We start from the raw sequence: 25,168 nt of genomic DNA, 5'->3' as shown, positions 1-25,168 counted from the left end.
ATGGGACTTTTTTTCTACACAAAAATAGGCTCCATAATATCTATAGGGGATTTACCCACTACAAATATTATAGAGCCCAATAACGAAGTATATTGAAAAATTTCCAGACTCGAGAACTCACTGATAGTTACTAAGCTGGAGATTTCTTATTTGCACTTTTTGTAGGGAGTCAGTCTGGGAGAAATCAGACACTATAATGAACTGAGTCTGGACTAGTACAATATCGCTTCTAAAACATTGTTATAAATTGATTTGGCCTTGCCTTATACTCAATGAAAATCAAAGAGCAAACTAGGAATCTAGCCGCAGGTTGCTCAAAACACTGTTTTGAGGATGTAGATGGAAGCTGACGTAGCTTGAAGAGATTTTCGAAGAGTATTAGCTTTCTAAAAAAGTTGAGAAAAGTAGTACCTTTATTTTTAGACAGAGATCAGGATGAGTTTTGAGAAAAAACGTTAAAAAGAGAAAAACCTCTATGGTCAAAAGTATGAGGAACTTGATAATAGACCTTTTTTCTAAAAATAGTGGGCTTCATTGCTCCTAAAATTTTGTTTGAGAGACTAGCACAGGGTAACAGAGTGACGCCATCATTAGGCTAATAGAGATAAAATAAACAATTGATTTAGGACATTTGTTTGATAGTGGTGATAAAGTTTTAAATCTGCTACATAATTTGTGGAGTTTTTTCTATAATTAGGAGTTTAACCTAATCTGCAAATAGGAGTATACTAATAATGTAATCGTTATCAAAAGTCTAAAAAAGAATTTTTAGATGGATATCAAAATAAAAAGGGAGGAAATTATGAATAAGTTTTCAAAAACCTTGAGAGACAACTGGATCTTTCTCTTGATGGTTTTGCCAGGGGCACTTTGGTTGATTCTATTCTTCTACATTCCAGTATTTGGGAATGTGGTTGCCTTCAAAGACTACCACATGACCAGTAATGGTTTCATAGATAGTATCATAAATAGTAAATGGGTCGGACTCGATAATTTCAGATTCTTATTTAGTTCAAGAGACGCCTTTATTATCACACGAAATACTGTCCTCTACAATCTTGGCTTTATCTTTCTAGGTTTAGTTGTATCTGTAGGGATTGCCATTATCCTCAGTGAACTCCGTTCCAAGAGAATGGTGAAGATTTTCCAAACTTCTATGTTGTTCCCTTACTTCTTGTCTTGGGTTATCATCAGTTTCTTTACAGATGCCTTCCTAAATATTGATAAAGGGGTGTTCAATCATTTATTGGAAAGTCTTGGTCTAAAAGAAGTCAACTTCTACGCTGATTTGGGAATTTGGCCTTATCTCCTACTTTTCCTAGGTATTTGGAAAGGTTTTGGCTATAGCAGTGTCATGTACTATGCGACAATCATGGGAATTGATCCAACCTACTATGAAGCAGCAACAGTGGACGGGGCTAGCAAATGGCAACGAATTCGCAATGTAACCATTCCGCAGTTGACACCATTGGTAACTGTATTGACCATCCTTGCAGTCGGAAATATCTTCCGTGCAGACTTTGGTCTCTTCTACCAAATCCCCCACAATGCTGGTCAGCTTTATAACGTAACCAATGTCTTGGACGTATATGTTTATAACGGTTTGACTCAGACAGCGGATATCGGGATGGCTTCAGCGGCAGGTCTCTACCAATCAGTTGTCGGCTTGATTCTGGTTATCCTATCAAACTTACTGGCAAGACGAGTTGATCCAAACTCAGCCTTGTTCTAGAAAGGAGGAGAATATGGCAGAAAAGAAAATTAAAAAAGAAAAAATTGATAATGTCGGCATTCACTCCTTCAGTAAGAAAGCAGATATCTTCTTTAGTACCATTTCTGGTTTGGTTGCCCTCTCTTGTATCCTACCCTTTGTATTCGTTATCGTTATTTCGGTGACAGATGAAAAGAGTATCCTCCAAAATGGATATAGCTTCTTCCCATCCCAATTTGGATTAGACGGTTTTGAGTTCTTGGCACAGTTTAAGGATAAAATCCTCCAAGCCCTCTTCATCTCAGTCTTTGTAACAGTGGTGGGGACTATCACAAACGTTTTTATCACAACAACTTATGCCTACGCTATTTCACGGACAACCTTTAAGTATCGCAGATTCTTTACGATTTTTGCCCTTCTTAGTATGTTGTTCAACGCTGGTTTGGTACCGGGCTATATCGTGGTAACTCGTTTACTTCAACTTGGTGATACAGTTTGGGCCTTGATTGTTCCAATGCTTCTCTCACCATTTAACATCATCTTGATGCGTTCCTTCTTCAAGAAGACTATTCCAGAAGCCATTCTAGAATCCGCTCGTATCGATGGTGCTAGTGAGGCCCGGATCTTCTTCCAAATCTGTTTGCCATTGTCATTACCAGGTATCGCAACCATCACGCTTTTGACAGCTCTTGGTTTCTGGAATGACTGGTTCAACGCCCTTCTTTACATCAAGAGTGACAACTTGTATCCATTGCAATATATGCTCATGCAAATCCAGCAAAATATGGACTACATCGCCAAAGCAGTCGGCCTATCTGGTCAACTGGGAGTTGCTCTTCCAAAAGAAACAGGTCGTATGGCCATGGTTGTGGTCGCAACCCTTCCAATCGCGATTCTGTATCCATTCTTCCAACGCTACTTTGTAAAAGGTTTGACTATCGGTGGTGTGAAAGAATAGTGCTTGTTGAGAAAGAACATTTCTCAGTTCCCAACTTCCCTTGTGTGAAGTTAATACTCTTCGAAAATCTCTTCTAACCGCGTCAACGTCGCCTTGCCGTACTCAAGTACAGCCTGCGGCTAGTTTCCTAGTTTGCTCTTTGATTTTCATTGAGTATAAGATCATTACATTGTTTATAAGTTTAAAAATAAAAAAGGAGTTTTTGTCATGAAAAACTGGAAAAAATATGCTTTTGCATCTGCTAGCGTAGTCGCTTTGGCTGCTGGTCTCGCTGCTTGTGGAAACCTTTCAGGTAACAGTAAAAAAGCTGCTGACTCAGCTTCAGGTGAAAAAACTGTTATCAAAATGTACCAAATCGGTGACAAACCAGATAACTTAGATGAATTGCTAGAAAATGCTAACAAAATCATCGGTGAAAAAGTTGGTGCTAAATTGGATATCCAATATCTTGGATGGGGTGACTATGATAAGAAAATGTCAGTTATCACATCATCTGGTGAAAACTACGATATCGCCTTTGCAGATAACTACGTTGTAAATGCACAAAAAGGTGCTTATGCTGACTTGACAGAATTGTACAAAAAAGAAGGTAAAGACCTTTACAAAGCACTTGACCCAGCTTACATCAAAGGTAATACTGTAAACGGTAAAATTTACGCAGTTCCAGTTGCAGCCAACGTTGCATCATCTCAAAACTTCGCCTTCAACGGAACTCTTCTTGCTAAATACGGTATCGATATTTCAGGTGTCACTTCATATGAAACACTTGAACCAGTCTTGAAACAAATCAAAGAAAAAGCTCCAGATGTAGTGCCATTTGCGGTTACTAAGAACTTCATCCCATCTGATAACTTTGACTACCCAGTTCCAAATGGACTTCCATTCGTTATCGACCTTGAAGGAGACACTACTAAGATCGTAAACCGTTACGAAGTGCCTCGTTTCAAAGAACACTTGAAGACTCTTCACAAATTCTATGAAGCTGGATACATTCCAAAAGACGTAGCAACAAGCGATACTTCATTTGACCTTCAACAAGATACTTGGTTCGTTCGTGAAGAAACAGTAGGACCAGCTGACTACGGTAACAGCTTGCTTTCACGTGTTGCGAACAAAGATATCCAAATCAAACCAATCACTAACTTCATTAAGAAAAACCAAACAACACAAGTTGCTAACTTTGTTATCTCAAACAACTCTAAGAACAAAGAAAAATCAATGGAAGTGTTGAATCTCTTGAACACTAACCCAGAACTCTTGAATGGTCTTGTTTATGGTCCAGAAGGCAAGAACTGGGAAAAAATTGAAGGTAAAGAAAACCGTGTTAAAGTCCTTGATGGCTACAAAGGAAACACTCACATGGGTGGATGGAACACTGGTAACAACTGGATCCTTTACATCAACGAAAATGTTACAGACCAACAAATCGAAGATTCTAAGAAACAATTGGCAGAAGCTAAAGAATCTCCAGCGCTTGGATTCATCTTTAACACTGACAATGTGAAATCTGAAATCTCAGCTATCTCTAACACAATGCAACAATTCGATACAGCTATCAACACTGGTACTGTAGACCCAGATAAAGCTATTCCAGAATTGATGGAAAAATTGAAATCTGAAGGTGCCTACGATAAAGTATTGAACGAAATGCAAAAACAATACGATGAATTCTTGAAAAACAAAAAATCATAAGATTAATTGATTTCGTGTATTCATTCCTAATTCCTAAAAACTGAATCACTGTTTTCCTCAGGTTTATTTGGGGAAGGCAGTGATTTTTTGAAATAAAGACATAGATATTCCTGTTTCCTCATTTCCCTTATTTTAACCATTCAGGAAATCTTAAGCACTATTTAAGATTTAGAGTAAGAATTTGGGGAAATATGGTTTATATTAGGGATGTTCCGGGTTTACAAAGGAGGATCACATGAAAAAGTATCAGCTTCTCTTCAAAATAAGTGCAGTCTTGTCTTATCTATTTTTTGTATTTGGTCTTTCTCAGTTGACGCTTATTGTTCAAAATTATTGGCAATTTTCTTCCCAGATTGGCAATTTCGTCTGGATTCAAAATCTCTTGAGTTTGCTATTTAGTGGAGTCATGATTTGGATTCTATTTAAGACAGGGCACGGCTATCTTTTTCGCATTCCGAGAAAAAAATGGCTTTGGTATTCGATTTTGACAGTATTAGTGGTAGTGCTCCAGATCTCTTTTAACGTTCAGACAGCTAAACATGTTCAGTCAACTGCTGAAGGTTGGGCTGTATTGATCGGTTATAGTGGGACCAACTTTGCTGAGCTTGGTATCTATGTAACCTTGTTTTTTCTGACTCCACTTATGGAAGAGCTAATCTATAGAGGATTACTGCAACACGCCTTTTTTAAGCATTCGAGATTTGGCCTTGATTTGCTTCTTCCGTCAATTTTATTTGCTCTTCCTCATTTTTCAAGCCTGCCTAGTTTGTTAGATATCTTCGTCTTTGCAACATCTGGCATCATCTTTGCTAGTTTGACCCGCTATACCAAGAGCATTTATCCATCCTATGCGGTGCATGTGATCAATAATATTTTCGCAACATTACCATTTTTGCTGACTTTTTTACAGAGGGTATTTGGGTAAAATATTAGCATGAGAGTTAGGAATGATCGTTTTTCAATTTAAGGAGGAAAATAAGAATGACACCATTAAAATGGTTTGCAGGAGGAAGCGAAAGGCGTTGTGAAGCCATGACTATCATTGATTATCTACTGGAAGATATAGAGGATACGCCTCAACTTGTTCCCTTGAAAAATCTGTTAGTGAGTTATAAAAAACGATTAAAGGACGATGGGACCTCTACTCCATTTATTTTGAGTCAAATGAACGTTGATCTTGCGCGCGTATTGATTGATAACAAGCTAAGTTTGTCAGAAAGTCAAGCCGAGCAGATCAAAAAAATGAGAGAATTATCTGCTATTCGCTATGGTTATTGATGAAGTGCAGGGATATGTTCCTTTCTAAAATTTCCAGTCAAATAAATTGCATTCGTTTTCTCAAGCAGGTATACTAGTATAGTTAGATGAAAAATTCTGAAAATTTAAGAATAGAAAAGAGAACAAATCTTATGGCAAAAGATATTCGTGTCTTACTTTACTACCTTTATACTCCAATTGAAAATGCAGAGCAATTTGCTGCAGACCACTTGGCTTTCTGTAAATCAATCGGCCTTAAAGGGCGTATCCTAGTCGCTGACGAGGGAATTAACGGAACAGTTTCAGGTGATTATGAAACAACTCAAAAATACATGGACTACGTTCACAGCCTTCCAGGCATGGAAGACCTCTGGTTTAAGATTGACGAAGAAAGTGAACAAGCCTTCAAGAAGATGTTTGTCCGCTACAAGAAAGAAATTGTCCACCTTGGTTTGGAAGACAACGACTTTGACAACGACATCAACCCACTTGAAACAACAGGTGCTTACTTGTCTCCAAAAGAGTTCAAAGAAGCCCTTCTTGATGAAGATACCGTTGTCCTTGACACACGTAATGATTACGAGTACGACCTAGGACACTTCCGTGGGGCTATCCGCCCAGATATCCGTAACTTCCGTGAGTTGCCACAATGGGTTCGTGATAACAAGGAAAAATTCATGGACAAGCGTGTCGTGGTTTATTGTACAGGTGGCGTTCGCTGTGAGAAATTCTCAGGCTGGATGGTTCGTGAAGGCTACAAAGATGTCGGCCAATTGCACGGAGGAATTGCAACTTACGGTAAAGACCCAGAAGTTCAAGGCGAGCTTTGGGATGGAAAAATGTACGTCTTTGACGAGCGTATTGCCGTAGATGTTAACCATGTCAACCCAACCATCGTAGGGAAAGACTGGTTTGATGGAACACCATGTGAACGTTATGTCAACTGTGGAAATCCATTCTGTAACCGTCGTATCTTGACATCAGAAGAAAATGAAGACAAGTACCTTCGTGGATGCTCACACGAGTGTCGTGTTCACCCACGTAACCGCTATGTTTCAGAACATGAATTGACACAAGCTGAAGTTGTCGAGCGCCTAGCTGCTATCGGTGAAAGCTTGGATCAAGCAGCTACAGTATAATATTAAACAGTCCTTAGGGGCTGTTTTTCTATGCTTTTTACTAAAAAATCTAAAGTTTGTTTCTGTATCTTTCAGGAAAATAGGGTATACTATATGTAAACGATTTCAAAGGAGTTCAGTTATGGTGAAAACATTTTTTATTCCAAATAAACAGAGCATTTTAGGAGAACAGGAAATTTTGACTGCCAAGTCTATCTTGGCCTTGGTAGATGGTTTGGAGTCGCATAGCTATGATACCGTCTATCTCCGTCAGCCTCTTAATCGTCTCGAGTATATCGAGTGTGCGATAGTGGGGCAATCACAATTTCTCTTTAAGGTCAGTTATGCTGATGGTCAAAAGGCTTACCGTGTCGATCTTCCTGACCTACTCACGAAGACAGACTGGCAGATTATCAAAGCATTTTTAGATGCTCTGCTTGCTTATACAGGAACTGAGATTGAAGGACTAGATGGTTTTGATTTTGAAGCTTATTTCCAAGCAAGTATTCAAGCCCATCTGACAGACACTGCAGCCCGTTTTACGATTTGCCAAGGAATTTTTAATCCTGTTTTCTTTAGTCATGAGGACTTGAAAAGCCTTTTAGAGGCAGATGGTTTGGCACAGTTTGAAGCGCGTGTGCGTGCGGTTCAAGAGACAGACGCTTACTTTGCAAGAGTTTCCTTCTATCAAGATGGAGAAGACCAAGTGCACGGTGTTTACCATCTGGCTCAAGGGGTCAAGACTGTTTTACCGAGAGAACCATTTGTTCCTGCTGCCTATATGGAGCAATTGGTGGATAAGGAAGTGCAGTGGGAGATTGACTTGGTTCAAATCACAGGAGATGGCTCTAAACCAGAAGATTATGAAGCTATCGCTCGCTTGGACTATGCAAAATTCCTAGAGTCACTACCATCAGCATCTTACCACCAACTAGATGCCAATCAATTAGAAGTACAACCCATCCTAGGACAAGATTTTAAAACATTAGCACAAGAAAAGTAAAGTAGAAGCAGGTCAATCGACTTGCTTTTTTGACATAGAAAAATCCTGCCATGGATGACAGGATTGAAGTTTAAAGAAAGGCCAAGATACGAAGATAATCTCCAATCAGTGCCACTTCAGCTACAAAGAAGAGGAGGATAATGACTCCGTTCACAAGGACAGACAAGAATAACTGATAAAAGGAGTCGGTTTCACTTGCTTGACTTGGTCTTGTAATGATATGGAGACTGGCAAGCAGAATGATTCCAATGCTAATCACACACAAAAGGGCTGTAAATCGTAGGCTGTCAAAGAAGGCAAAGAAACTAGCAATAGCAGTGAGGAAGATTGGAATTGCTAATAGTTGACTATATTGTTGGAGAACCTTTTCTAGCGTCCAGTCCTTTTCTTGGTAGATAAATCGTCTCACGACGAAACTACCCAAGAGGAATGAAAAGAAGAAGAGTGTTGTTGCTACTAGGATAGAGATAATCGAAAAGAGATTTAATGAAGCAAATTGTTCAGGGAAGTGATTATGCATAGTTGCTATATGTCCATAGTAAGCATGTTTGATGTGGTAGATACTAAAGAAAAAGGAGGATGCAGAAAACAGAATGAGCAAGATGAAGGCTGTATAACTGTGTGTGCTACTTGTTTCAAGACTGCTTGTAGGAGATTTGAGAGCTTCCACTAGCCAAGACCAAAAATCAAGCACTTGCTCTTTCCATTTATCCGTAGATTTTGGAACTTGGTCGGGGATATAGGGACTTTCTAAGGATTGACTGATAAGAAGGGGCTCTTTCGTGGTTGGTTTTTGCTGAGGAAGTGCTTCTTGACTCTCTTCAGCTATAGTGACTTTTTCTGTTTCTTTAGAAAGATCTTGCTCTTCTTCAGTAGAATCTAATGCTTTCTTTTCTTCTATTTCTGTTCTCGCTTCACTGTCTTCAGGCGTTTCAATTTTCTCTTCTTGCTGGCTTTCCAGTTCGACTTCAGCTTGAGAGACTTCCTCCTCTACTTGAGTATTTTTTTCAATTGGCGTATCGAGATCGGCTATAGTTTCTTCAGCCTTGTCTGCAACATCTTGGGCTTGTTCATCAGGCTTGTTCTTGCTTGTTGTTTTTACAAAATCATTACTTTCAAACCATTCTTGTTTCATGGTAGAACCTCCTTTTTAGTTAGATAAATATGCTTCCATAGTAGCGAATGTAAGCGTTTTTGTCAACGATTTCTAGAAGAAGACTCGTGTTCCTCTGCTTTGAGTAGATAGATATATTGGTCTGCCCTTGCTATGAGTTGATCTTTCACATCAGCTTTTTCTGTTTTATAAGGATTGCTTAAATGTTCATCTCTGTTTTCTTTATTGTTAAATGAACGTCTTCCTTCTCTCACAAAATGAAGAATAGAACCATGTTTTGTTGAAAGATCTAAGTTGATTCTTTGTTTTTCTTCTTCGGAAAGTAGCAGTTGTAGGTCTGTTTTCGCCACCAATTCCACCTTACCGTGTACTTGGATATTTTCAGCGTGGAAGTGATGTTCTGTTGACTCTAGCTGACTATCTGTAAGGTCTGTATCAAAGATATTAATGATATTAGGGGTTGTGAGTTTACTGTTTTTGATACGACTTCCTTCAATTCGGAGGAGATAGCCATTATTGGTATTGAGGGTCGCATTTTCAAGGCTGGCATTGGTGATACTGGTTTGACCGCGATTTGCTGAGATGTTGATTCCTTTTAGAGTTCTCCCTTTTGGCAATTGGAGAATAACTTCTTCAAAACGACGAGAGTAGTTGCTTGCGATATGGAGAATCCCGCCAATTCCAGAAGAGAGAAATGGAGTTTCAGACAGTTTCTTATCAGTGAGGCTCAGCGTTTTATCGTTCTGATTTGTGATAAGATCATGGTGAGCAGAAAGAGATGGATGGTAAGAAATGTGGATTTGATCATCCAAAGAGTCTGTGATGGTGAGCGCGTGTTGGTGGAGCGTAATCTCTAGGTTTTCGACTTCCTTACCAAAGGTCAGCTCTTCCATCCGACTATCATAGACAGGCTCCTTGGACATGGCAAGCAGACTCTTAATCCCGTCAGATTGGATCCCTACAAAGAGCAGGATAAAGCCGATAATGGTAGTCACCACACCAAAAATGAGAAATCCTTTTGTCCATTTACGCATGCTGGTCACCTCTCTTTCCTTTTTTGAGAACAAATTGCACCAGGCGAACAATGAGTAGACCGAAGAAGCGGGCTACATAGGAAATACCTAGTAAGACTAGTGAAGAAGCACCGATAGCCAGTAAACCAGCACCAAAAATTAAGATAAAGGCTGATTTGGCTTGGGCGAGAACAGTGAAACTTTCAACTAAAAATAGGAATCCGCCGATGATACCAAGTATGGAAACCGCAAAGAAAGCTAGAATGACAGTCAAGGCTGCCACAAGGATTGCGAACAGGGACACGAGGATGGCGATTCCCAGAGGAATACCGATGGGTGCTGCAAGGAGAGCTAACAAGGCGATATGCAAAATTTGTCGGTTATTTTTTTGAGCGGGTGCCTCATTAATTTTTTTATCGAGAAGATTGGAGAGGACTTCGTGAGCTGCTTCCTTAGGAGTTCCTAAGCTAGCGATGAGTTCTTCTTCTCCTTCGACTCCAGCATCGTCAAAGAGTTCCCTGAAATAGTCCATGGCTTCAATTTGGTCAGCCTGAGGCAGTTTTTTGAGATAGAGTTCTAGCTGAGTCAGGTATTCAGTTCTTGTCATGGCGGATACTCCCTTCTATGATGCCATTAATGGTGTCTGTATAGAGTGCCCATTCATCTTTTAGGGTCACGAGCTGTTCTATACCACCATTTGTCAAGGAGTAGTATTTGCGCATGCGACCTTGGAACTCTCTAGAATAGGTTGTCAGAAAGCTATTGCCTTCCAATTTTTTGAGAATGGGATAGAGTGTAGATTCTTTGATATTAGCAATCAGCTTAATGGTTTGGCTAATCTCATAACCATAAGAATCATCCTGCTCCAGTACAGCCAAGATGAGAAATTCAATCAAGGCAGAGGATGTTGGAAAGTACATGGGGAACCTCCTTTTCTAATGTGTAAGATTTTTATATATAATTTTTCTACACATACATTGTACATCTAAATGAAAGCCCTGTCAAGAGAAATGTGTAAAATTTTTATATATAAAAAACTTCTAGCCAAAACTAGAAGTTTAAAGGATTTTATCAGCTCTGTCCACTGTAAAGAGGGCCACAGTCATCAGGATATCGACGAGTAAGAGGGCAGCTACAGCTGGCACCCAAGAGTGGAAAAGGTCAAAACTGTAACCAAAGAGGGTTGGCCCAAAGGCTGCTAGGATATAGCCTCCTGTTTGAGATAAACCAGACAATTGTGCAGTCTTTTCAGGGGCGCTTGTCTTGAGTGAAAAGTTGACCATGAGATAGGGGAAGAGGGCGCTGGTCGCGGTTCCGATGAGGATATGGATGGCAAGCCAGTAAAAGAAATTACCGATTGGGAAAAAGAGCATGGAAATACCGACCACGCCAGCCAGTGAAACCAGAGTGAGCATGAGCTGACGGTTGCGAGTAGACAAGCTGGTTGTCAGGCTTGGGATAGTCATTGAAAAAGGAATGCTAATCAGGGAGAAGATAGAGGTTAGCAAGCCAGCTTCGTGACTGGATAGGCCTGCATGGATGGCCATGGTAGGTAGCCAGGTCATAGCGGTGTAAAAGAGCAAGGATTGAAAACCTGCAAAGACAATCACTGCCCAGACCTGTTTATTATGCATGACCTTTGTTTTGCTTTTTTGTTTGGTTTGTGGAGCCAGTCTGTGATTATAGCGGTGATTAGGCAGCCAGACCAAAAAAGTTGCTAGGCAGAGCAGGGTGAGGAGGATGATAAGTCCTTTCCAAGAACTGGCTTGTGTAATAGGCACAGCCAGATAGGAGGCCAGAGCCGTTGCAATCCCCATAGAGGTTACATATAAGGTAGTCAGAAAACCAATTTTCTTTGGTTGATTGGCTTGGATAAGACTAGGAAGCAGAACATTAATGACTGCGATACTTGCCCCAACCATCAAGGTTCCTAGATAGAGCAGAGGCAGATTGATTAGTCGAATGAGAGAACCGATAGTCAAGAAGAAAAGGCTGTAGGTAAAGAGATGCTCTAAGCCGATTTTCTGAGCCAGTCGGGTAGAAAAGAGCGAGAAGAGGGTAAACATGAGGAGAGGAAGGCTGGTCAAGACACCAAGCGAACTAACTTCTACTCCCAGCCCTTGCGAAATATCTCCCAAAATAATGGGTAAAACAGTAAAAGGAGTCCGCAAGGAAACACCAATCAGGATAATACCTGGAACAAAAAAGAGTGATTGCTTTTTCATATATTACCTCTCCTAGCTGATTTTAATAACAGCTTATTTTAAGGTTTTTTCCCTATAATGTCAAGTAAGGTTTCTGGCTTTCAAGATAAAAATGGGAAAGTCTTGAAAATTATGATAAAATAGTGGAAGGAAAAATTCAGGAGAGTAGTAGTGACTCAAAATGTTGAAAGTCTTCTCGTATCCATTGTAATCAGTGCATACAATGAAGAAAAATATTTGCCTGGTCTAATTGAAGACTTAAAAAATCAAACCTATCCTAAAGAGAATATTGAAATTCTATTTATAAATGCTATGTCTACGGATGGGACCGCAGCTATCATTCAGGAATTTATAAAGGAAGATATAGAGTTTAACTCAATTAGATTGTATAACAATCCTAAGAAAAATCAAGCTAGTGGTTTTAACTTGGGCGTTAAACATTCTGTAGGAGACCTTATTTTAAAAATTGATGCCCATTCAAAAGTTACTGAGAGTTTTGTAATGAACAATGTGGCTGTTATTCAACAAGGTGAATCTGTTTGTGGGGGACCTAGACCGACGATTGTTGAAGGAAAGGGAAAATGGGCAGAGATCCTGCATCTTGTTGAGGAAAATATGTTTGGTAGTAGCATTGCCAATTACCGAAATAGTTCTGAGGATAGATATGTTTCTTCCATTTTTCATGGGATGTATAAACGAGAGGTTTTCCAGAAGGTTGGTTTAGTAAATGAGCAACTTGGACGAACTGAAGATAATGATATTCATTATAGAATTCGAGAGCATGGTTATAAAATCCGTTATAGCCCAAGTATTCTATCTTATCAGTATATTCGACCAACATTCAAGAAAATGCTGCATCAAAAATATTCAAATGGTTTGTGGATTGGCTTGACAACTCATGTTCAGCCTAAGTGTTTATCACTATTTCACTATGTCCCTTGTTTATTTGTTTTGAGTCTTGTGTTTAGCCTAGCATTGTTACCATTCACATTCTTATTTATAACTTTACTATTAGGTACTTATTTTCTACTTTTATTACTGCTCACTTTTCTGACTTTATTAAAACATAAAAATGGATTTCTAATTGTGATGCCCTTTCTTTTATTTTCCATTCACTTTGCTTATGGCCTTGGGACGATTGTAGGTTTAATTGGAGGGATTAAATGGAAGAAGGATTATAAGGGAACAGTTATTTATTTGGAAAAATAAGCTAAATAAATCAAAATATGCTATAATAACAATATGAACAATATGATAAAACTCTTTTAAGGAGGAGTAAATTTCGATGAATAAAAAACTCACAGATTATGTGATTGATCTGGTGGAAATTTTAAATAAACAACAAAAACAGGTTTTCTGGGGAATATTTGATATTTTGAGTATGGTGGTTTCCATCATTGTATCTTATATCTTATTCTACGGATTGATTAACCCAGCGCCTGTTGACTACATTATCTATACGAGTTTGGCCTTCTTGTTTTATCAATTGATGATTGCATTTTGGGGCTTGAACGCTAGTATTAGTCGTTACAGCAAGATTACGGATTTCATGAAAATCTTTTTTGGTGTGACTGCTAGCAGTATCTTGTCATATAGTATCTGCTATGCCTTCTTGCCTCTCTTCTCCATCCGTTTTATCGTGCTCTTTATCTTGTTGAGTACCTTCTTGATTTTATTGCCACGGATTGCTTGGCAGTTAATCTACTCAAGACGCAAAAAAGGAAGTGGTGATGGGGAACACCGTCGGACCTTCTTGATTGGTGCCGGTGATGGTGGAGCTCTCTTTATGGATAGTTACCAACATCCAACTAGTGAATTAGAACTTGTCGGTATTTTGGACAAGGATGCTAAGAAAAAGGGCCAAAAACTTGGTGGAATTCCTGTTTTGGGTTCATATGAGGATCTGCCTGAATTAGCTAAACGCCATCAAATCGAGCGTGTTATCGTTGCGATTCCGTCGCTTGACCCGTCAGAATATGAGCGTATCTTGCAGATGTGTAATAAGCTGGGTGTCAAATGTTACAAGATGCCTAAGGTTGAAACCGTTGTTCAGGGACTTCACCCAGCAGGTACTGGCTTCCAAAAAATTGATATTACGGACCTTTTGGGACGTCAGGAAATTCGTCTTGACGAATCGCGTCTGGGCGCAGAACTGACAGGTAAGACAATCTTGGTTACAGGTGCTGGTGGCTCAATCGGTTCTGAAATCTGTCGCCAAGTTAGCCGCTTCAATCCTGAACGCATCGTCTTGCTTGGTCACGGTGAAAATTCAATCTACCTTGTTTATCATGAATTGATTCGTAAGTTCCAAGGGATTGATTATGTACCAGTTATTGCCGATATTCAAGACTATGACCGCTTGTTGCAAGTCTTTGAGCAGTACAAGCCAGCTATTGTTTATCATGCGGCTGCTCACAAGCACGTTCCTATGATGGAGCGTAATCCAAAAGAAGCCTTCAAAAACAATATTCGTGGTACTTACAATGTTGCTAAGGCTGTTGATGAAGCCAAAGTACCTAAGATGGTTATGATTTCGACAGATAAGGCGGTTAATCCACCAAATGTTATGGGAGCAACCAAGCGCGTGGCTGAGTTGATTGTTACTGGCTTTAACCAACGTAGCCAGTCGACCTACTGTGCAGTTCGTTTTGGGAATGTTCTTGGTAGCCGTGGTAGTGTTATTCCAGTCTTTGAACGTCAGATTGCTGAAGGTGGTCCTGTAACGGTGACGGACTTCCGTATGACCCGTTACTTTATGACTATTCCAGAAGCTAGCCGTTTGGTTATCCATGCTGGCGCTTATGCCAAAGATGGGGAAGTCTTTATCCTTGATATGGGCAAACCAGTCAAGATTTATGACTTGGCCAAGAAAATGGTCCTTCTAAGTGGACACACTGAGAGCGAAATTCCAATTGTTGAAGTTGGAATCCGTCCAGGTGAAAAACTCTACGAAGAACTCTTGGTATCAACCGAACTTGTTGATAACCAAGTTATGGATAAGATTTTCGTTGGTAAGGTTAATGTCATGCCTCTAGAAGCCATCGATCAAAAGATTGAAGAGTTCCGCACTCTTAGTGGAGATGAGTTGAAGCAAGCCATTATCGCCTTTGCCAATCAAACAACCCACGTTGAATAAAAAAGAAAAACGCATATTATCAGGTCTGCAGTTCAAAGAACCTTGGTAATATGCGTTTTGTTATGTAGAAACTTGCTCCATTTTCTTCTGAAATGGGGTTGTTGCCCAGTCTATGTTATTGAAAATACTCCAAAACTTCTATGGGTTTGTGGGCGATATAATCCGGCTGATAGTTTAGCAAGTCTGCTTGCTCTCCAAATCCCCAAGTGACGGCCAATTTCTGAATGCCTGTTTCTTGAGCTCCCAGCATATCAAACTTGGTATCTCCGATGATGATGGCTTGTTCTGGTGCTAGTTGATGTGTCTGCAAGGCTTGGCGAATGACATCTGCCTTATGGGGTGCTTCAGGGCTGGAACCATAAATGCCATCAAAGAAATGATAGATTCCCAAGTTTTTAGTCATGTCTTGAGCGGTTGGGGTATTCTTTGTAGTGGTGATATAAAGAGGGTAATTGCTCGATAACTCCTCAAGCAAATCTACAATCTGAGGAAAGAGTTGAGCTTCATAGATGCCTTTTTCCTTGTAGTAAGAACGGTATATTTTCACAGCCTCAGAAATTTGTTCTTTGGGCAGGCAGGTCGCAAAACTACTTTCAAGGGGCGGTCCCATAAAACCACGAATAGTTTTGGCATCAGGGCTAGGCACCCCCAGCTCTTTAAAGGTATGGGTAAAGGCATTGTGAATCCCGATAGAACTGTCAACGAGGGTTCCATCCAGATCGAAAAAGATAGCTGTAATAGAGGTCATGATTTCTCCTATTTGATAAGCTTATTCTCCGAAAATTTCTTTTTGGAGACGACGACCAGTAGGGGTGGCAGCGAGTCCACCTTCAGCTGTTTCACGAAAGGCAGTTGGCATGCTTGAACCTACTTGGTACATGGCGTCGATAACCTCATCCACAGGTATTTTAGATTCGATACCTGCCAAGGCCATATCTGCTGCGATGAAGGCAAAGCTAGCTCCCATGGCATTACGTTTGACACAGGGAACTTCAACCAAGCCGGCAACAGGGTCACAGATGAGGCCCAGCATATTTTTAATGACAAAGGCAATGGCCTGACTGGCCTGATAAGGTGTTCCACCTGCAGCCAGAGTCAAGGCGGCGGCACTCATAGCAGAGGCCGAACCGACTTCGGCCTGGCAACCGCCTTCAGCACCTGAGATAGAGGCATTGTTTGCGATGACTAGTCCAAAGGCACCTGCAGCAAAGAGGAAATCCAGCTGTTGCTCGTGGCTGAGGTCTAATTTTTCAATAGCAGCAGTGAGAACAGAAGGGAGACAGCCGGCACTTCCTGCGGTCGGAGTAGCGCAGACCAAGCCCATTTTAGCATTGTGTTCATTGACTGCAATGGCATTTCGGGCAGCAGAGAGAATTGTGTAATCTGACAGAGTTTTTCCGTTTTTAATGTAGTGATCCAATTTGGCAGCATCTCCACCTGTCAGGCCACTACGAGATTTATTTTCATTGAGGCCAAGTTGGACAGAGGCTTTCATGACTTCCAGATTGCGTTCCATGAGAAGGAAGACTTCTTCACGTTCGCGACCGGTCAATTCAAACTCTGTTGTAATCATAAGTTCTGCGACATTTCCTTGAAAGTCCAGATCTGCTTGCTCGACCAATTCTTTGATAGAATAAAACATGCTTCCTCCTATTTAAAGAAATTGACATTGTGGAGATGAGGGATTTTTCGAATTTCTTCGATAGCCCCATCACAGTTGCGACTGTCAACTTCGATAATCATAATGGCTTTTTCACCAGCTTTTTCACGAGTAACATTCATCTGGGCGATATTGATATCATAGCGGGAAAGTGCCTCCGTGACAAGGGCAATCATACCTGGAATATCTTGATGAACGATGATAATAGTCGGTGTATTCATATTGAGAGAGACGGCAAAGCCATTGAGCTCGGTTACCTGAATATTACCGCCACCGATAGAAATACCAGTTACGCTGATAGTCTTGTGGGCATTTTTGACGGTAATTTTAGTGGTGTTGGGGTGAGGGGCATTACTGTCTTTCTGAATGGTCCAGACAATCTTGATACCACGCTTGTGGGCAATTTCTAGGCTGTTTGGGATTTCAGGATCATCTGTATCCATGCCCAAAATACCTGCAACAAGGGCTAGGTCTGTTCCGTGACCACGATAGGTCTTGGCAAATGAGTTAAAAAGTTGGAATTCGACTTCTGTCGGAGTATCATCAAAAATGGAAGAGACAATCTTCCCAATACGAACAGCACCAGCGGTATGGCTACTAGATGGGCCAATCATAACTGGTCCGATGATATCAAAGACAGATTGAAAACGAAGTGATTTCATCAGTTTCCCCTTATAAAAATTCTTATCTCTATTATATCAAAGAATGAAGGTCTTGGCTTTAATTGTGGATGAAAACCTTTTTACACTACAAATAGCATAAAAATAGTATCTTTTATGACAAAAAATACCTTATTTAGGGAAATAAAAAATAATTTTGTAATATTTCTACATAAAAGTGTCAAGAAACAGTAATATTTAAAGGGTATGATAGAAGTATAGAAAGAAGGAGAATTTTCAAATATGAAATCAACAACTAAAAAGATTAAAACAACTCTTGCAGGAGTAGCTGCCTTGTTTGCAGTATTTGCTCCATCATTTGTATCTGCTCAAGAATCATCAACTTACACTGTTAAAGAAGGTGATACACTTTCAGAAATTGCTGAAACTCACAACACAACTGTTGAGAAATTGGCAGAAAACAACCACATTGACAACATCCATATGATTTATGTTGGTCAAGAGTTGGTTCTCGACGGTCCAGCAGCGCCAGTAGCCCCAACTTCAACGACTTATGAAGCTCCAGCAGCCCAAGACGAGGCTGTTTCAGCTACAGTGACAGAAACTACAGAAGTAGCAGAAGAAGCTCCAGTAGTAAGCGAAACAGTAGCAGAAGAAACAGTTGCTTCATCTGTAAGCGGATCTGAAGCAGAAGCCAAAGAATGGATCGCTCAAAAAGAATCAGGCGGTAGCTACACAGCTACAAACGGACGTTATATCGGACGTTACCAATTGACAGATTCATACTTGAACGGTGACTACTCAGCTGAAAACCAAGAACGTGTAGCAGATGCCTACGTTGCAGGACGTTACGGTTCATGGACAGCCGCTAAAAACTTCTGGCTTAACAACGGATGGTATTAAGAACTAATGAATAGAATAGCATAAAAAGTCGGGGAATTTCCTCGACTTTTTTATCTTTCCTTCGGTTGATAATAGATCTCCACTTCTTTTTTGAGGTAGGCCAGCATGGAAATTTCATCGGTCAGCTCTAGAAGGGAGAATCCTTTTTGGATAAGTTTAGAATCGTCTGTACAAATCCCGATACGGACATAGCAGATAGCAAGCCTATCGTAGCTTTTCTTGTTCTTGGCGTCCTCTAGTAAAGTATAGCAGATTTGTTGACACATGTTTTTATCTTGATTGTATAAGTAAATAGTGGAAAGGTTGAGTAGGATTGTCACTCGCAAGTCATGTATATGTTGATAGTTTTTATAGACTTCCAAGCGTTGCAAGATTTTTTCAGTAATGAGATGGAGGTGTTCAATGGGAAAGCTGAAAAGGATGGTATTGAGGATTTTTAGATCATTTTCATACCATGTATCTTGTTTTTCAATTTTTTCCCAAAGTTTTTTGATAGTCTGTTTCACTTGCTCTGACAGTTGCTCTGTACCATGTTGACGGATATGAATGACAATTTCCAGCATATCCCTTATTTCTTCTATAGGAAGGTCGTGATGGGTCTTGAGATAGTTTTGGCATGTTTCAAAAAAATCAACTAGACTACTGCTGCCAATGATAGAACTCATATTGAGATAAGTTTGCATGATTTCTGTTCGTTGGTTAGGTTGATAGAGATGGCAGATATAGTCAAACTCTTCAAAACTCATATTAATCTGTCGGAGAAGAAATTCCATGTTTTCATATTTGGGAGTTACCTTGCCACTTTCAATCTTTGATAGGCTGGTTCTTGAAAGGTCATTTCCACAGACCTCTTCTTGGGTTAAGCCTTTTGACTCGCGTATTTCTTTATAGACCTTTCCGAAATCATAACGCATGATTGACTCCTTTTCGTGAAAAAAGTTAACAAATAATAAAATCCTATTAAAAATATTGTATCATAGTAATATAAAAAGTAAAAAAGAAAGCTAAAATAGGTTTGGTGTAATTTTAAAATGGGCTTAACAGTACTATGATGTAGCTAGAAAAGGAGGGATAAAATGTTTAAAAATAAGGAACTTTTTCGAGTAGTCATGATATTTGTGATAGGAATTATCCTAATTTTAATGACACCCGTCTTATTTAAAGTTGTTATGGAACTATTTTCAAAATAAATAGGCCTCTGCTTTAGGTAGAGTAGTGAATCAGGAGGTTAAGTGATGAACTACAATTTAAAATATCTCTTATCAGGAATATTTATCATAGTCTTTATAGGCTTCCTAGTCTGGATGCGTTATTTTAATCAGAGGAAGGAAGAAGAGCATTCGGATGTGTCTTTTGAAGCGAGGTTAGATAGTGAGGTCAAGACCTTATATAAACAACTAGGATTGGGTGAGGAGCCTCATTATTTCTTAGTGTATCGCTACCTACATCCTTGGTTTGATTTGGCGATTTTACCACCAACGGTTGAAATTTTCTTAACTAAAATAGCGCTGGTGATGGTAACTCCAGATGAACTGCTGATAAGAAATCTTGGGAATGGGATGACTTTCACAAGTGAGCACCATCGTGATTTGCGGCAAGGACTTATCCGCATTCCAAAATCAGAGATGAAAGAATTTGAGATTCGCAACTGGAAAAGAGCTTTTGTATTTGGAGACTTTTTGACGATTAAAACAAACCAACATAGCTATTATTTGCAGGTCAGAGATGATGGCATTCAGAGGGGAAGTCTTTCTACCAAACATTTCTCAGACTTGAAACGACAAGATTTTTTAGGATTATTGACAGATAAAAGGACATTTTGATAGACAATTGCCCTAGTTGTTTATTGTAAACTTTACAAATAAGCTCTAAACACTAGAATCCCTTTAGAAAGGCAATTCCTATGAAAAATAAAATTTTAATCATTGTTTATATTTTAGCTTCGCTAATCATCAGTTTTATAATCTTTTCACTTTTGCATATTGATTTTAAATGGTGGACAACTCTGACTATAAGTGCAGGATTTATTTACACCTACTTAAGATCTAGCAAAAAATAAAAAGAGGTTACACTTAGTTCAATGTTGTTTCTCCACGGGAGGTATCTCTATGAAAAAAATCAGTCATCTTTGTATGCTCCTGCTCTTGCTGTGTACTACGTTTTTTGTTCTGAATGTAAATGTTACACGTGAAATAGTGCGGATTCAGGAGATGGGCAAGACAACTTATTCATTTGACTTGTACTTGAAAGATGTCACTAAACCGACAGAAACTATTCTCCAGTTTTTTGAAGAGGTTGCAAGTCAAGACAAGGTCTCTATTATCAAAGTAGATAATGGCGATGAGGTGGTCAAGGCTGGTGTTTTTGATAAGGAAACCTTCCCCTATCAGGAGTTCGGTCTGACTTCTCTTGATTTTTCAAAGAATGAGAAGGGAGTCTACAGCAACCAGGACCTTCCCAATAATCTAGGAACCATTCCCACCTTTTTAAAGGTGAAACTCATTCGACTCCAGACCTTCCGATCCTATATTGAGGATAAATCCCATACTGTAAATGGGCGCTACATGATTACCTCCAGCAAAGAGATAGATCGCGATACCATTCTACAAAAGTGGAGTGATTTTTTCCAGATAGATAAGACGATTTTATTAGAACCCACTTACCGAAGTCAGGTTGGAGTGCTAAATCAAGCTTTGTTACTATCTATCATTATCTTTATCTTGGCAATCTTGCTTGTGATTTTAATGACAGTTTATCAGCCGATGATGGAGATGAAACGAGTGGGGGTTCAAAAGTTACTTGGTTTTCAAAGTAGGGCGATTTTGGCTGGTTTTGTAAAGACTAATTTTTATCTTCTCTTGGGTGGAAGTCTTGTCATTGACTTGGGACTATTTTTAGTGCTGGACTACAGGCCAAAACTTCTGTTCCCAAGTTTACTCTTATCCCAATTTCTGCTTTTACAGTTGTATTTGTTCATCAGTTGGCTGACCTACCTGATGATTCAGAAAATGACAGTTAGTTCCATGTTGAAAGGTTTTTCATCTGTCAAACTTGGTCTCATCTTCAATTATGTGATGAAAATTGGAACCACCATTTTATTGACGGTTTTACTGATTGGGGTAGGCAGAAGTTTAGAACAAGAAAACAAAGAACTTGCTTATCAGCAACAGTGGGTAAGCCAAGGGAATTACTTGACCTTAGAAACCTTCCAACTCAATGATAACCTGTGGCAAGAAGAGCTAGCAGGGTCAGGGAAATCTACAGATTATTTCTATCAATTTTATCAAGATTTGCTAGCAAAAATACAAGTAAACTATGTGCGAAGTGCGAGTCTTCCTATCAAACCAGTCATCAAAGCTGAACAAGTACAGCAGTACCAACTGCCTGATAAGGTAGATGTTTACTATGCTAATAGCAATTTTCTAAAGAGCAAGGGATTCAAGTTACCAGATACCAGCACTAAAAAAGTTATTTTGATGCCAGCCAGTGATAAAGGACAAGAAAGTAAGAATCAGTTCTTGGGAAAATCCATAGCCTATCTTTCTCTGAGGTATGAAGATCAGCAAAAGCAAACAATAGAAGATATGGATGTAGAAATTGCCTACTATGAAGGAGATTGGTCTTTCTTCCCTTATAATAATGAGCGAAAGGAAAACCTCCACAATCCAATCATTAGTCTGGTAAATGATCAAGACATGATGTGGGAAGAAAAGACTCGCTTGTCAACGACAGGTTTAAACAACCCGATGAAAGTTGAAAATACAGAACAAAATCAAAAAGTGATTACGGAGTTAGTTGAGAAATTATCAGATGGGAATTATTTAAAATTTTCATCGCTTCAAGCCATTCAACAAGAGAAAGTAGATTCTTATCGAGATGCAGTTCGAAATCTTAATATACTCTTTGCTTTGTTTGGTCTCCTTAGCATGATGATTTCCTACTTCTTACTAGTAACAACTTTCTTATTGAAGCGAACAGATATCATTACCAAGAAGTTTATGGGGTGGAAACTGGTCGATCGCTACCGCCCTCTCTTAGTTCTGCTCTTGCTGGGCTATAGTCTGCCTCTTCTAATATTGATTTTCTTTGCCCATGCGCTCTTGCCACTCCTGCTGTTTGCAGGCTTTACATGTTTGGATATACTATTTGTGCTAGTCTTGGCTTCTAGGATGGAGAAAAGAAGTTTAGTAGAGTTATTGAAAGGGGGCATCTTATGATTGAGTTGAAAAATATTACGAAAACCATTGGGGGAAAAGTGATTTTGGATCACTTGTCTCTCAGGATTGATCAGGGGGATTTAGTTGCCATCGTCGGAAAAAGTGGTAGTGGGAAGTCGACCTTGTTAAATTTATTAGGTTTGATAGATGGTGATTATAGCGGACGGTATGAGATTTTTGGTCAAAAAAATCTAGCAGTCAATTCTGCTAAATCACAAACAATAATCCGTGAACATATCTCTTATCTGTTTCAAAATTTTGCCCTGATTGATGATGAAACGGTCGAGTACAATCTCATGCTGGCACTGAAATATGTGAAATTGTCCAAGAAAGACAAGCTCAAAAAGGTGGAAGAGATTTTAGAGAGAGTAAGTTTGTCAGCTACTTTGCATCAAAAGGTTTCCGAGTTGTCTGGGGGGGAACAACAACGAATTGCAGTTGCTAGAGTCATCTTAAAACCTAGCCAGCTGATTTTAGCCGATGAACCAACAGGTTCTCTGGATCCTGAAAATAGAGATTTGGTCTTGAAGTTTCTCTTAGAGATGAATCGCGAGGGGAAAACAGTTATTATTGTGACCCACGATGCTTATGTAGCCCAACAATGTCATCGTGTCATTGAATTGTGAAAAGGGATGTAGCTATGTTGTCAAAAATCTTCTAACTTGACTTAAATTATAAAAGGTAGTTAGTGAAAGAGAATATCAGAGCTTCGTAGATTATCAGCCTCTTTCTTGTCTTCTCCAACCAAGCGTGTTATAATGAATACTGCTCAAGCGACCTTCAATCGTTAAGCACACACGACCTTCAATCGTGAATAAACGAATAGATGGGAGATTTACCATGAGTGATAACTCTAAAACACGTGTTGTCGTGGGGATGAGTGGTGGTGTTGATTCGTCGGTGACGGCTCTCTTGCTCAAAGAGCAGGGCTACGATGTGATCGGTATCTTCATGAAGAACTGGGACGACACAGATGAAAACGGCGTCTGTACGGCGACCGAAGATTACAAGGATGTGGCTGCGGTGGCGGACCAGATTGGTATTCCTTACTACTCTGTCAACTTTGAAAAAGAGTACTGGGACCGCGTTTTTGAGTATTTTCTAGCGGAATATCGTGCAGGGCGCACACCAAATCCAGATGTTATGTGCAATAAGGAAATCAAGTTCAAGGCTTTTTTGGACTATGCCATGACCTTGGGGGCAGACTATGTGGCGACTGGGCATTATGCCCGAGTGGCGCGTGATGAGGATGGCACTGTTCACATGCTTCGTGGCGTGGACAATGGCAAGGACCAGACCTATTTCCTCAGCCAACTGTCGCAAGAACAACTTCAAAAAACCATGTTCCCTCTGGGACATTTAGAAAAGCCTGAAGTACGCAGACTAGCAGAAGAAGCAGGCCTTGCGACTGCTAAGAAGAAAGACTCGACAGGGATTTGCTTTATCGGAGAAAAGAACTTTAAAAACTTTCTCAGTAACTACCTGCCAGCTCAGCCAGGCCGCATGATGACTGTGGATGGTCGCGATATGGGCGAGCACGCAGGTCTTATGTATTATACGATTGGTCAGCGTGGCGGGCTTGGTATCGGTGGACAACACGGTGGTGACAATGCCCCTTGGTTCGTTGTCGGAAAAGATCTGAGTAAGAATATTCTCTATGTCGGCCAAGGTTTCTACCATGACTCGCTCATGTCAACCAGCCTAGAAGCCAGTCAAGTCCACTTTACTCGTGAAATGCCAGAGGAGTTTACGCTCGAATGTACGGCTAAATTCCGCTACCGTCAGCCTGATTCTAAGGTGACCGTCCATGTCAAAGGAGATAAGGCAGAGGTTATCTTTGCAGAACCGCAACGCGCGATTACACCAGGACAGGCAGTTGTCTTTTACGATGGCGAAGAGTGTCTAGGTGGTGGTTTGATTGACAATGCTTACCGCGATGGACAAGTTTGTCAGTACATTTAGATTGACAAATTTTCTCAATTTGCTACAATAATAAAAGCAATAGAAATGATGGTCAAAGCTCATGGATGTTGCAGGCTTTTTTGTCCTGCACTTCTTTGGAGTTTTGACTGTTTTTGTGTCGTTTAAGGGAAAGGACAAGAATGACTCAGCAAGACTTTCGGACAAAAGTAGGAAATACGGTTTTTGGAGTTCGGGCTACAGCCTTGATTCTCCAAAATCACAAGCTTCTAGTTACCAAAGACAAGGGCAAGTATTACACCATCGGCGGTGCGATTCAAGTCAATGAAAGAACGGAAGACGCGGTAGTCCGTGAGGTGAGAGAAGAACTGGGTGTTAAAGCTCAAGCTGGACAGCTAGCTTTTGTGGTTGAAAATCGTTTTGAACAAGACGGTGTTTCCTATCACAATATCGAGTTTCATTATCTGGTGGATTTGCTTGAAGATGCTCCATTGACCATGCAGGAAGACGAGAAAAGGCAGCCTTGTGAGTGGATTGACTTAGACAAGCTTAAGGGTATCAATCTAGTTCCAGACTTTCTAAAAACAGCCCTACCAGATTGGGACGGCCAACTAAGACACATTCATCTTGAGGAATAGGAGA

24 protein-coding genes are annotated in these 25,168 nt (G+C 40.0%); 15 read left to right on the top strand and 9 right to left on the bottom strand.

The features are described 5' to 3' along the window. Positions 1-802: 802 nt before the first annotated feature. The 7 genes from QP439_RS03280 to QP439_RS03250 all read left to right on the top strand — a co-directional run bounded on the left by QP439_RS03280 (position 803) and on the right by QP439_RS03250 (position 7,739). Entirely contained in the window at positions 803-1,732 is a 930-nt protein-coding gene (locus QP439_RS03280) for an ABC transporter permease (RefSeq protein ID WP_173283124.1), read from the top strand. 13 nt (positions 1,733-1,745) lie between these two features. After that, positions 1,746-2,669, top strand: a complete 924-nt coding sequence (locus QP439_RS03275) for a carbohydrate ABC transporter permease (RefSeq protein ID WP_285387584.1) — start codon at positions 1,746-1,748, stop codon at positions 2,667-2,669. 207 nt (positions 2,670-2,876) lie between these two features. Further along, positions 2,877-4,361: an ABC transporter substrate-binding protein gene (locus tag QP439_RS03270; RefSeq protein WP_285387582.1), complete on the top strand. Its 1,485-nt coding sequence runs from the start codon at positions 2,877-2,879 to the stop codon at positions 4,359-4,361. A gap of 235 nt (positions 4,362-4,596) precedes the next feature. Continuing rightward, on the top strand, positions 4,597-5,286 hold the full coding sequence (locus tag QP439_RS03265) for a CPBP family intramembrane glutamic endopeptidase (protein ID WP_261027327.1): 690 nt from the start codon (positions 4,597-4,599) through the stop codon (positions 5,284-5,286). 56 nt (positions 5,287-5,342) lie between these two features. After that, positions 5,343-5,639: a bacteriocin immunity family protein gene (locus QP439_RS03260; RefSeq protein WP_261027326.1), complete on the top strand. Its 297-nt coding sequence runs from the start codon at positions 5,343-5,345 to the stop codon at positions 5,637-5,639. Positions 5,640-5,770: 131 nt separating this feature from the next. Continuing rightward, a complete protein-coding gene (gene trhO, locus QP439_RS03255) occupies positions 5,771-6,757 on the top strand; it encodes an oxygen-dependent tRNA uridine(34) hydroxylase TrhO (protein WP_001030020.1) in 987 nt (328 codons plus the stop codon). 121 nt (positions 6,758-6,878) lie between these two features. Further along, positions 6,879-7,739 carry a DUF4299 family protein gene (locus QP439_RS03250; protein ID WP_285387578.1) on the top strand — a complete coding sequence of 287 codons (861 nt, stop codon included), beginning with the start codon at positions 6,879-6,881 and terminating at the stop codon, positions 7,737-7,739. 70 nt (positions 7,740-7,809) lie between these two features. On the opposite strand, the gene QP439_RS03245 is transcribed toward QP439_RS03250, so the two are convergent. The 5 genes from QP439_RS03245 to QP439_RS03225 form a co-directional block, all read right to left on the bottom strand. Beyond that, positions 7,810-8,874 carry a DUF6574 domain-containing protein gene (locus QP439_RS03245; RefSeq protein WP_285387576.1) on the bottom strand — a complete coding sequence of 355 codons (1,065 nt, stop codon included), beginning with the start codon at positions 8,872-8,874 and terminating at the stop codon, positions 7,810-7,812. A 62-nt stretch (positions 8,875-8,936) separates the two neighbouring features. Next, the gene (locus QP439_RS03240; RefSeq protein ID WP_004254933.1) at positions 8,937-9,887 is read right to left on the bottom strand and encodes a DUF4097 family beta strand repeat-containing protein; all 951 of its coding nucleotides are present in this window, start codon (positions 9,885-9,887) and stop codon (positions 8,937-8,939) included. Beyond that, the gene (locus tag QP439_RS03235) at positions 9,880-10,473 is read right to left on the bottom strand and encodes a DUF1700 domain-containing protein (protein WP_024057314.1); all 594 of its coding nucleotides are present in this window, start codon (positions 10,471-10,473) and stop codon (positions 9,880-9,882) included. The genes QP439_RS03240 and QP439_RS03235 overlap by 8 nt, the downstream gene beginning before the upstream one ends. Continuing rightward, positions 10,460-10,786 carry a PadR family transcriptional regulator gene (locus QP439_RS03230; RefSeq protein WP_000273858.1) on the bottom strand — a complete coding sequence of 109 codons (327 nt, stop codon included), beginning with the start codon at positions 10,784-10,786 and terminating at the stop codon, positions 10,460-10,462. The genes QP439_RS03235 and QP439_RS03230 overlap by 14 nt, the downstream gene beginning before the upstream one ends. Before the next feature lie 138 nt (positions 10,787-10,924). Further along, a complete protein-coding gene (locus tag QP439_RS03225; protein WP_024057315.1) occupies positions 10,925-12,091 on the bottom strand; it encodes a CynX/NimT family MFS transporter in 1,167 nt (388 codons plus the stop codon). Positions 12,092-12,241: 150 nt separating this feature from the next. Between QP439_RS03225 and QP439_RS03220 the strand changes: the two genes are divergently transcribed. Both QP439_RS03220 and QP439_RS03215 read left to right on the top strand, forming a co-directional pair. Beyond that, the gene (locus tag QP439_RS03220) at positions 12,242-13,279 is read left to right on the top strand and encodes a glycosyltransferase family 2 protein (RefSeq protein ID WP_419991877.1); all 1,038 of its coding nucleotides are present in this window, start codon (positions 12,242-12,244) and stop codon (positions 13,277-13,279) included. Positions 13,280-13,355: 76 nt separating this feature from the next. After that, entirely contained in the window at positions 13,356-15,206 is a 1,851-nt protein-coding gene (locus tag QP439_RS03215) for a polysaccharide biosynthesis protein (protein WP_084928007.1), read from the top strand. 115 nt (positions 15,207-15,321) lie between these two features. Here the strand turns inward: QP439_RS03215 and QP439_RS03210 are convergent, their stop codons facing one another. The 3 genes from QP439_RS03210 to sdaAB are packed head-to-tail and all read right to left on the bottom strand — an operon-like array spanning position 15,322 to position 17,528. Beyond that, positions 15,322-15,954: an HAD family hydrolase gene (locus QP439_RS03210; RefSeq protein WP_084928006.1), complete on the bottom strand. Its 633-nt coding sequence runs from the start codon at positions 15,952-15,954 to the stop codon at positions 15,322-15,324. A 21-nt stretch (positions 15,955-15,975) separates the two neighbouring features. After that, a complete protein-coding gene (sdaAA, locus tag QP439_RS03205) occupies positions 15,976-16,848 on the bottom strand; it encodes an L-serine ammonia-lyase, iron-sulfur-dependent, subunit alpha (protein ID WP_049509903.1) in 873 nt (290 codons plus the stop codon). A gap of 8 nt (positions 16,849-16,856) precedes the next feature. Next, on the bottom strand, positions 16,857-17,528 hold the full coding sequence (gene sdaAB, locus QP439_RS03200; protein ID WP_261049351.1) for an L-serine ammonia-lyase, iron-sulfur-dependent subunit beta: 672 nt from the start codon (positions 17,526-17,528) through the stop codon (positions 16,857-16,859). A gap of 240 nt (positions 17,529-17,768) precedes the next feature. On the opposite strand from sdaAB, the gene apf reads away from it, so the two are divergent. Continuing rightward, positions 17,769-18,389, top strand: coding sequence for an aggregation-promoting factor (gene apf, locus QP439_RS03195; RefSeq protein WP_285387570.1), 621 nt, complete (start codon positions 17,769-17,771; stop codon positions 18,387-18,389). A gap of 50 nt (positions 18,390-18,439) precedes the next feature. Here the strand turns inward: apf and QP439_RS03190 are convergent, their stop codons facing one another. Beyond that, positions 18,440-19,303, bottom strand: a complete 864-nt coding sequence (locus tag QP439_RS03190; RefSeq protein ID WP_285387569.1) for a helix-turn-helix domain-containing protein — start codon at positions 19,301-19,303, stop codon at positions 18,440-18,442. A 321-nt stretch (positions 19,304-19,624) separates the two neighbouring features. Here QP439_RS03190 and QP439_RS03185 point away from each other — a divergent pair, with 321 nt between their 5' ends. From QP439_RS03185 to QP439_RS03165, 5 genes are all read left to right on the top strand, one after another. Beyond that, complete coding sequence (locus QP439_RS03185) at positions 19,625-20,212, top strand: hypothetical protein (RefSeq protein ID WP_285387567.1); 588 nt, start codon at positions 19,625-19,627, stop codon at positions 20,210-20,212. 285 nt (positions 20,213-20,497) lie between these two features. Further along, the gene (locus tag QP439_RS03180) at positions 20,498-22,606 is read left to right on the top strand and encodes a bacteriocin-associated integral membrane family protein (RefSeq protein WP_285387565.1); all 2,109 of its coding nucleotides are present in this window, start codon (positions 20,498-20,500) and stop codon (positions 22,604-22,606) included. Continuing rightward, positions 22,603-23,232: an ABC transporter ATP-binding protein gene (locus tag QP439_RS03175; protein WP_000571321.1), complete on the top strand. Its 630-nt coding sequence runs from the start codon at positions 22,603-22,605 to the stop codon at positions 23,230-23,232. The genes QP439_RS03180 and QP439_RS03175 overlap by 4 nt, the downstream gene beginning before the upstream one ends. A 214-nt stretch (positions 23,233-23,446) precedes the next feature. Then, positions 23,447-24,568 carry a tRNA 2-thiouridine(34) synthase MnmA gene (gene mnmA / locus QP439_RS03170; protein ID WP_001282954.1) on the top strand — a complete coding sequence of 374 codons (1,122 nt, stop codon included), beginning with the start codon at positions 23,447-23,449 and terminating at the stop codon, positions 24,566-24,568. A 140-nt stretch (positions 24,569-24,708) separates the two neighbouring features. Continuing rightward, complete coding sequence (locus tag QP439_RS03165) at positions 24,709-25,164, top strand: NUDIX hydrolase (protein WP_000193647.1); 456 nt, start codon at positions 24,709-24,711, stop codon at positions 25,162-25,164. Positions 25,165-25,168: the final 4 nt, after the last annotated feature.

The sequence above is a fragment of the Streptococcus sp. UMB1203 genome (assembly GCF_030217725.1).
Lineage (GTDB): Bacteria > Bacillota > Bacilli > Lactobacillales > Streptococcaceae > Streptococcus.
This window is presented reverse-complemented; position numbering and strand designations above follow the sequence as displayed.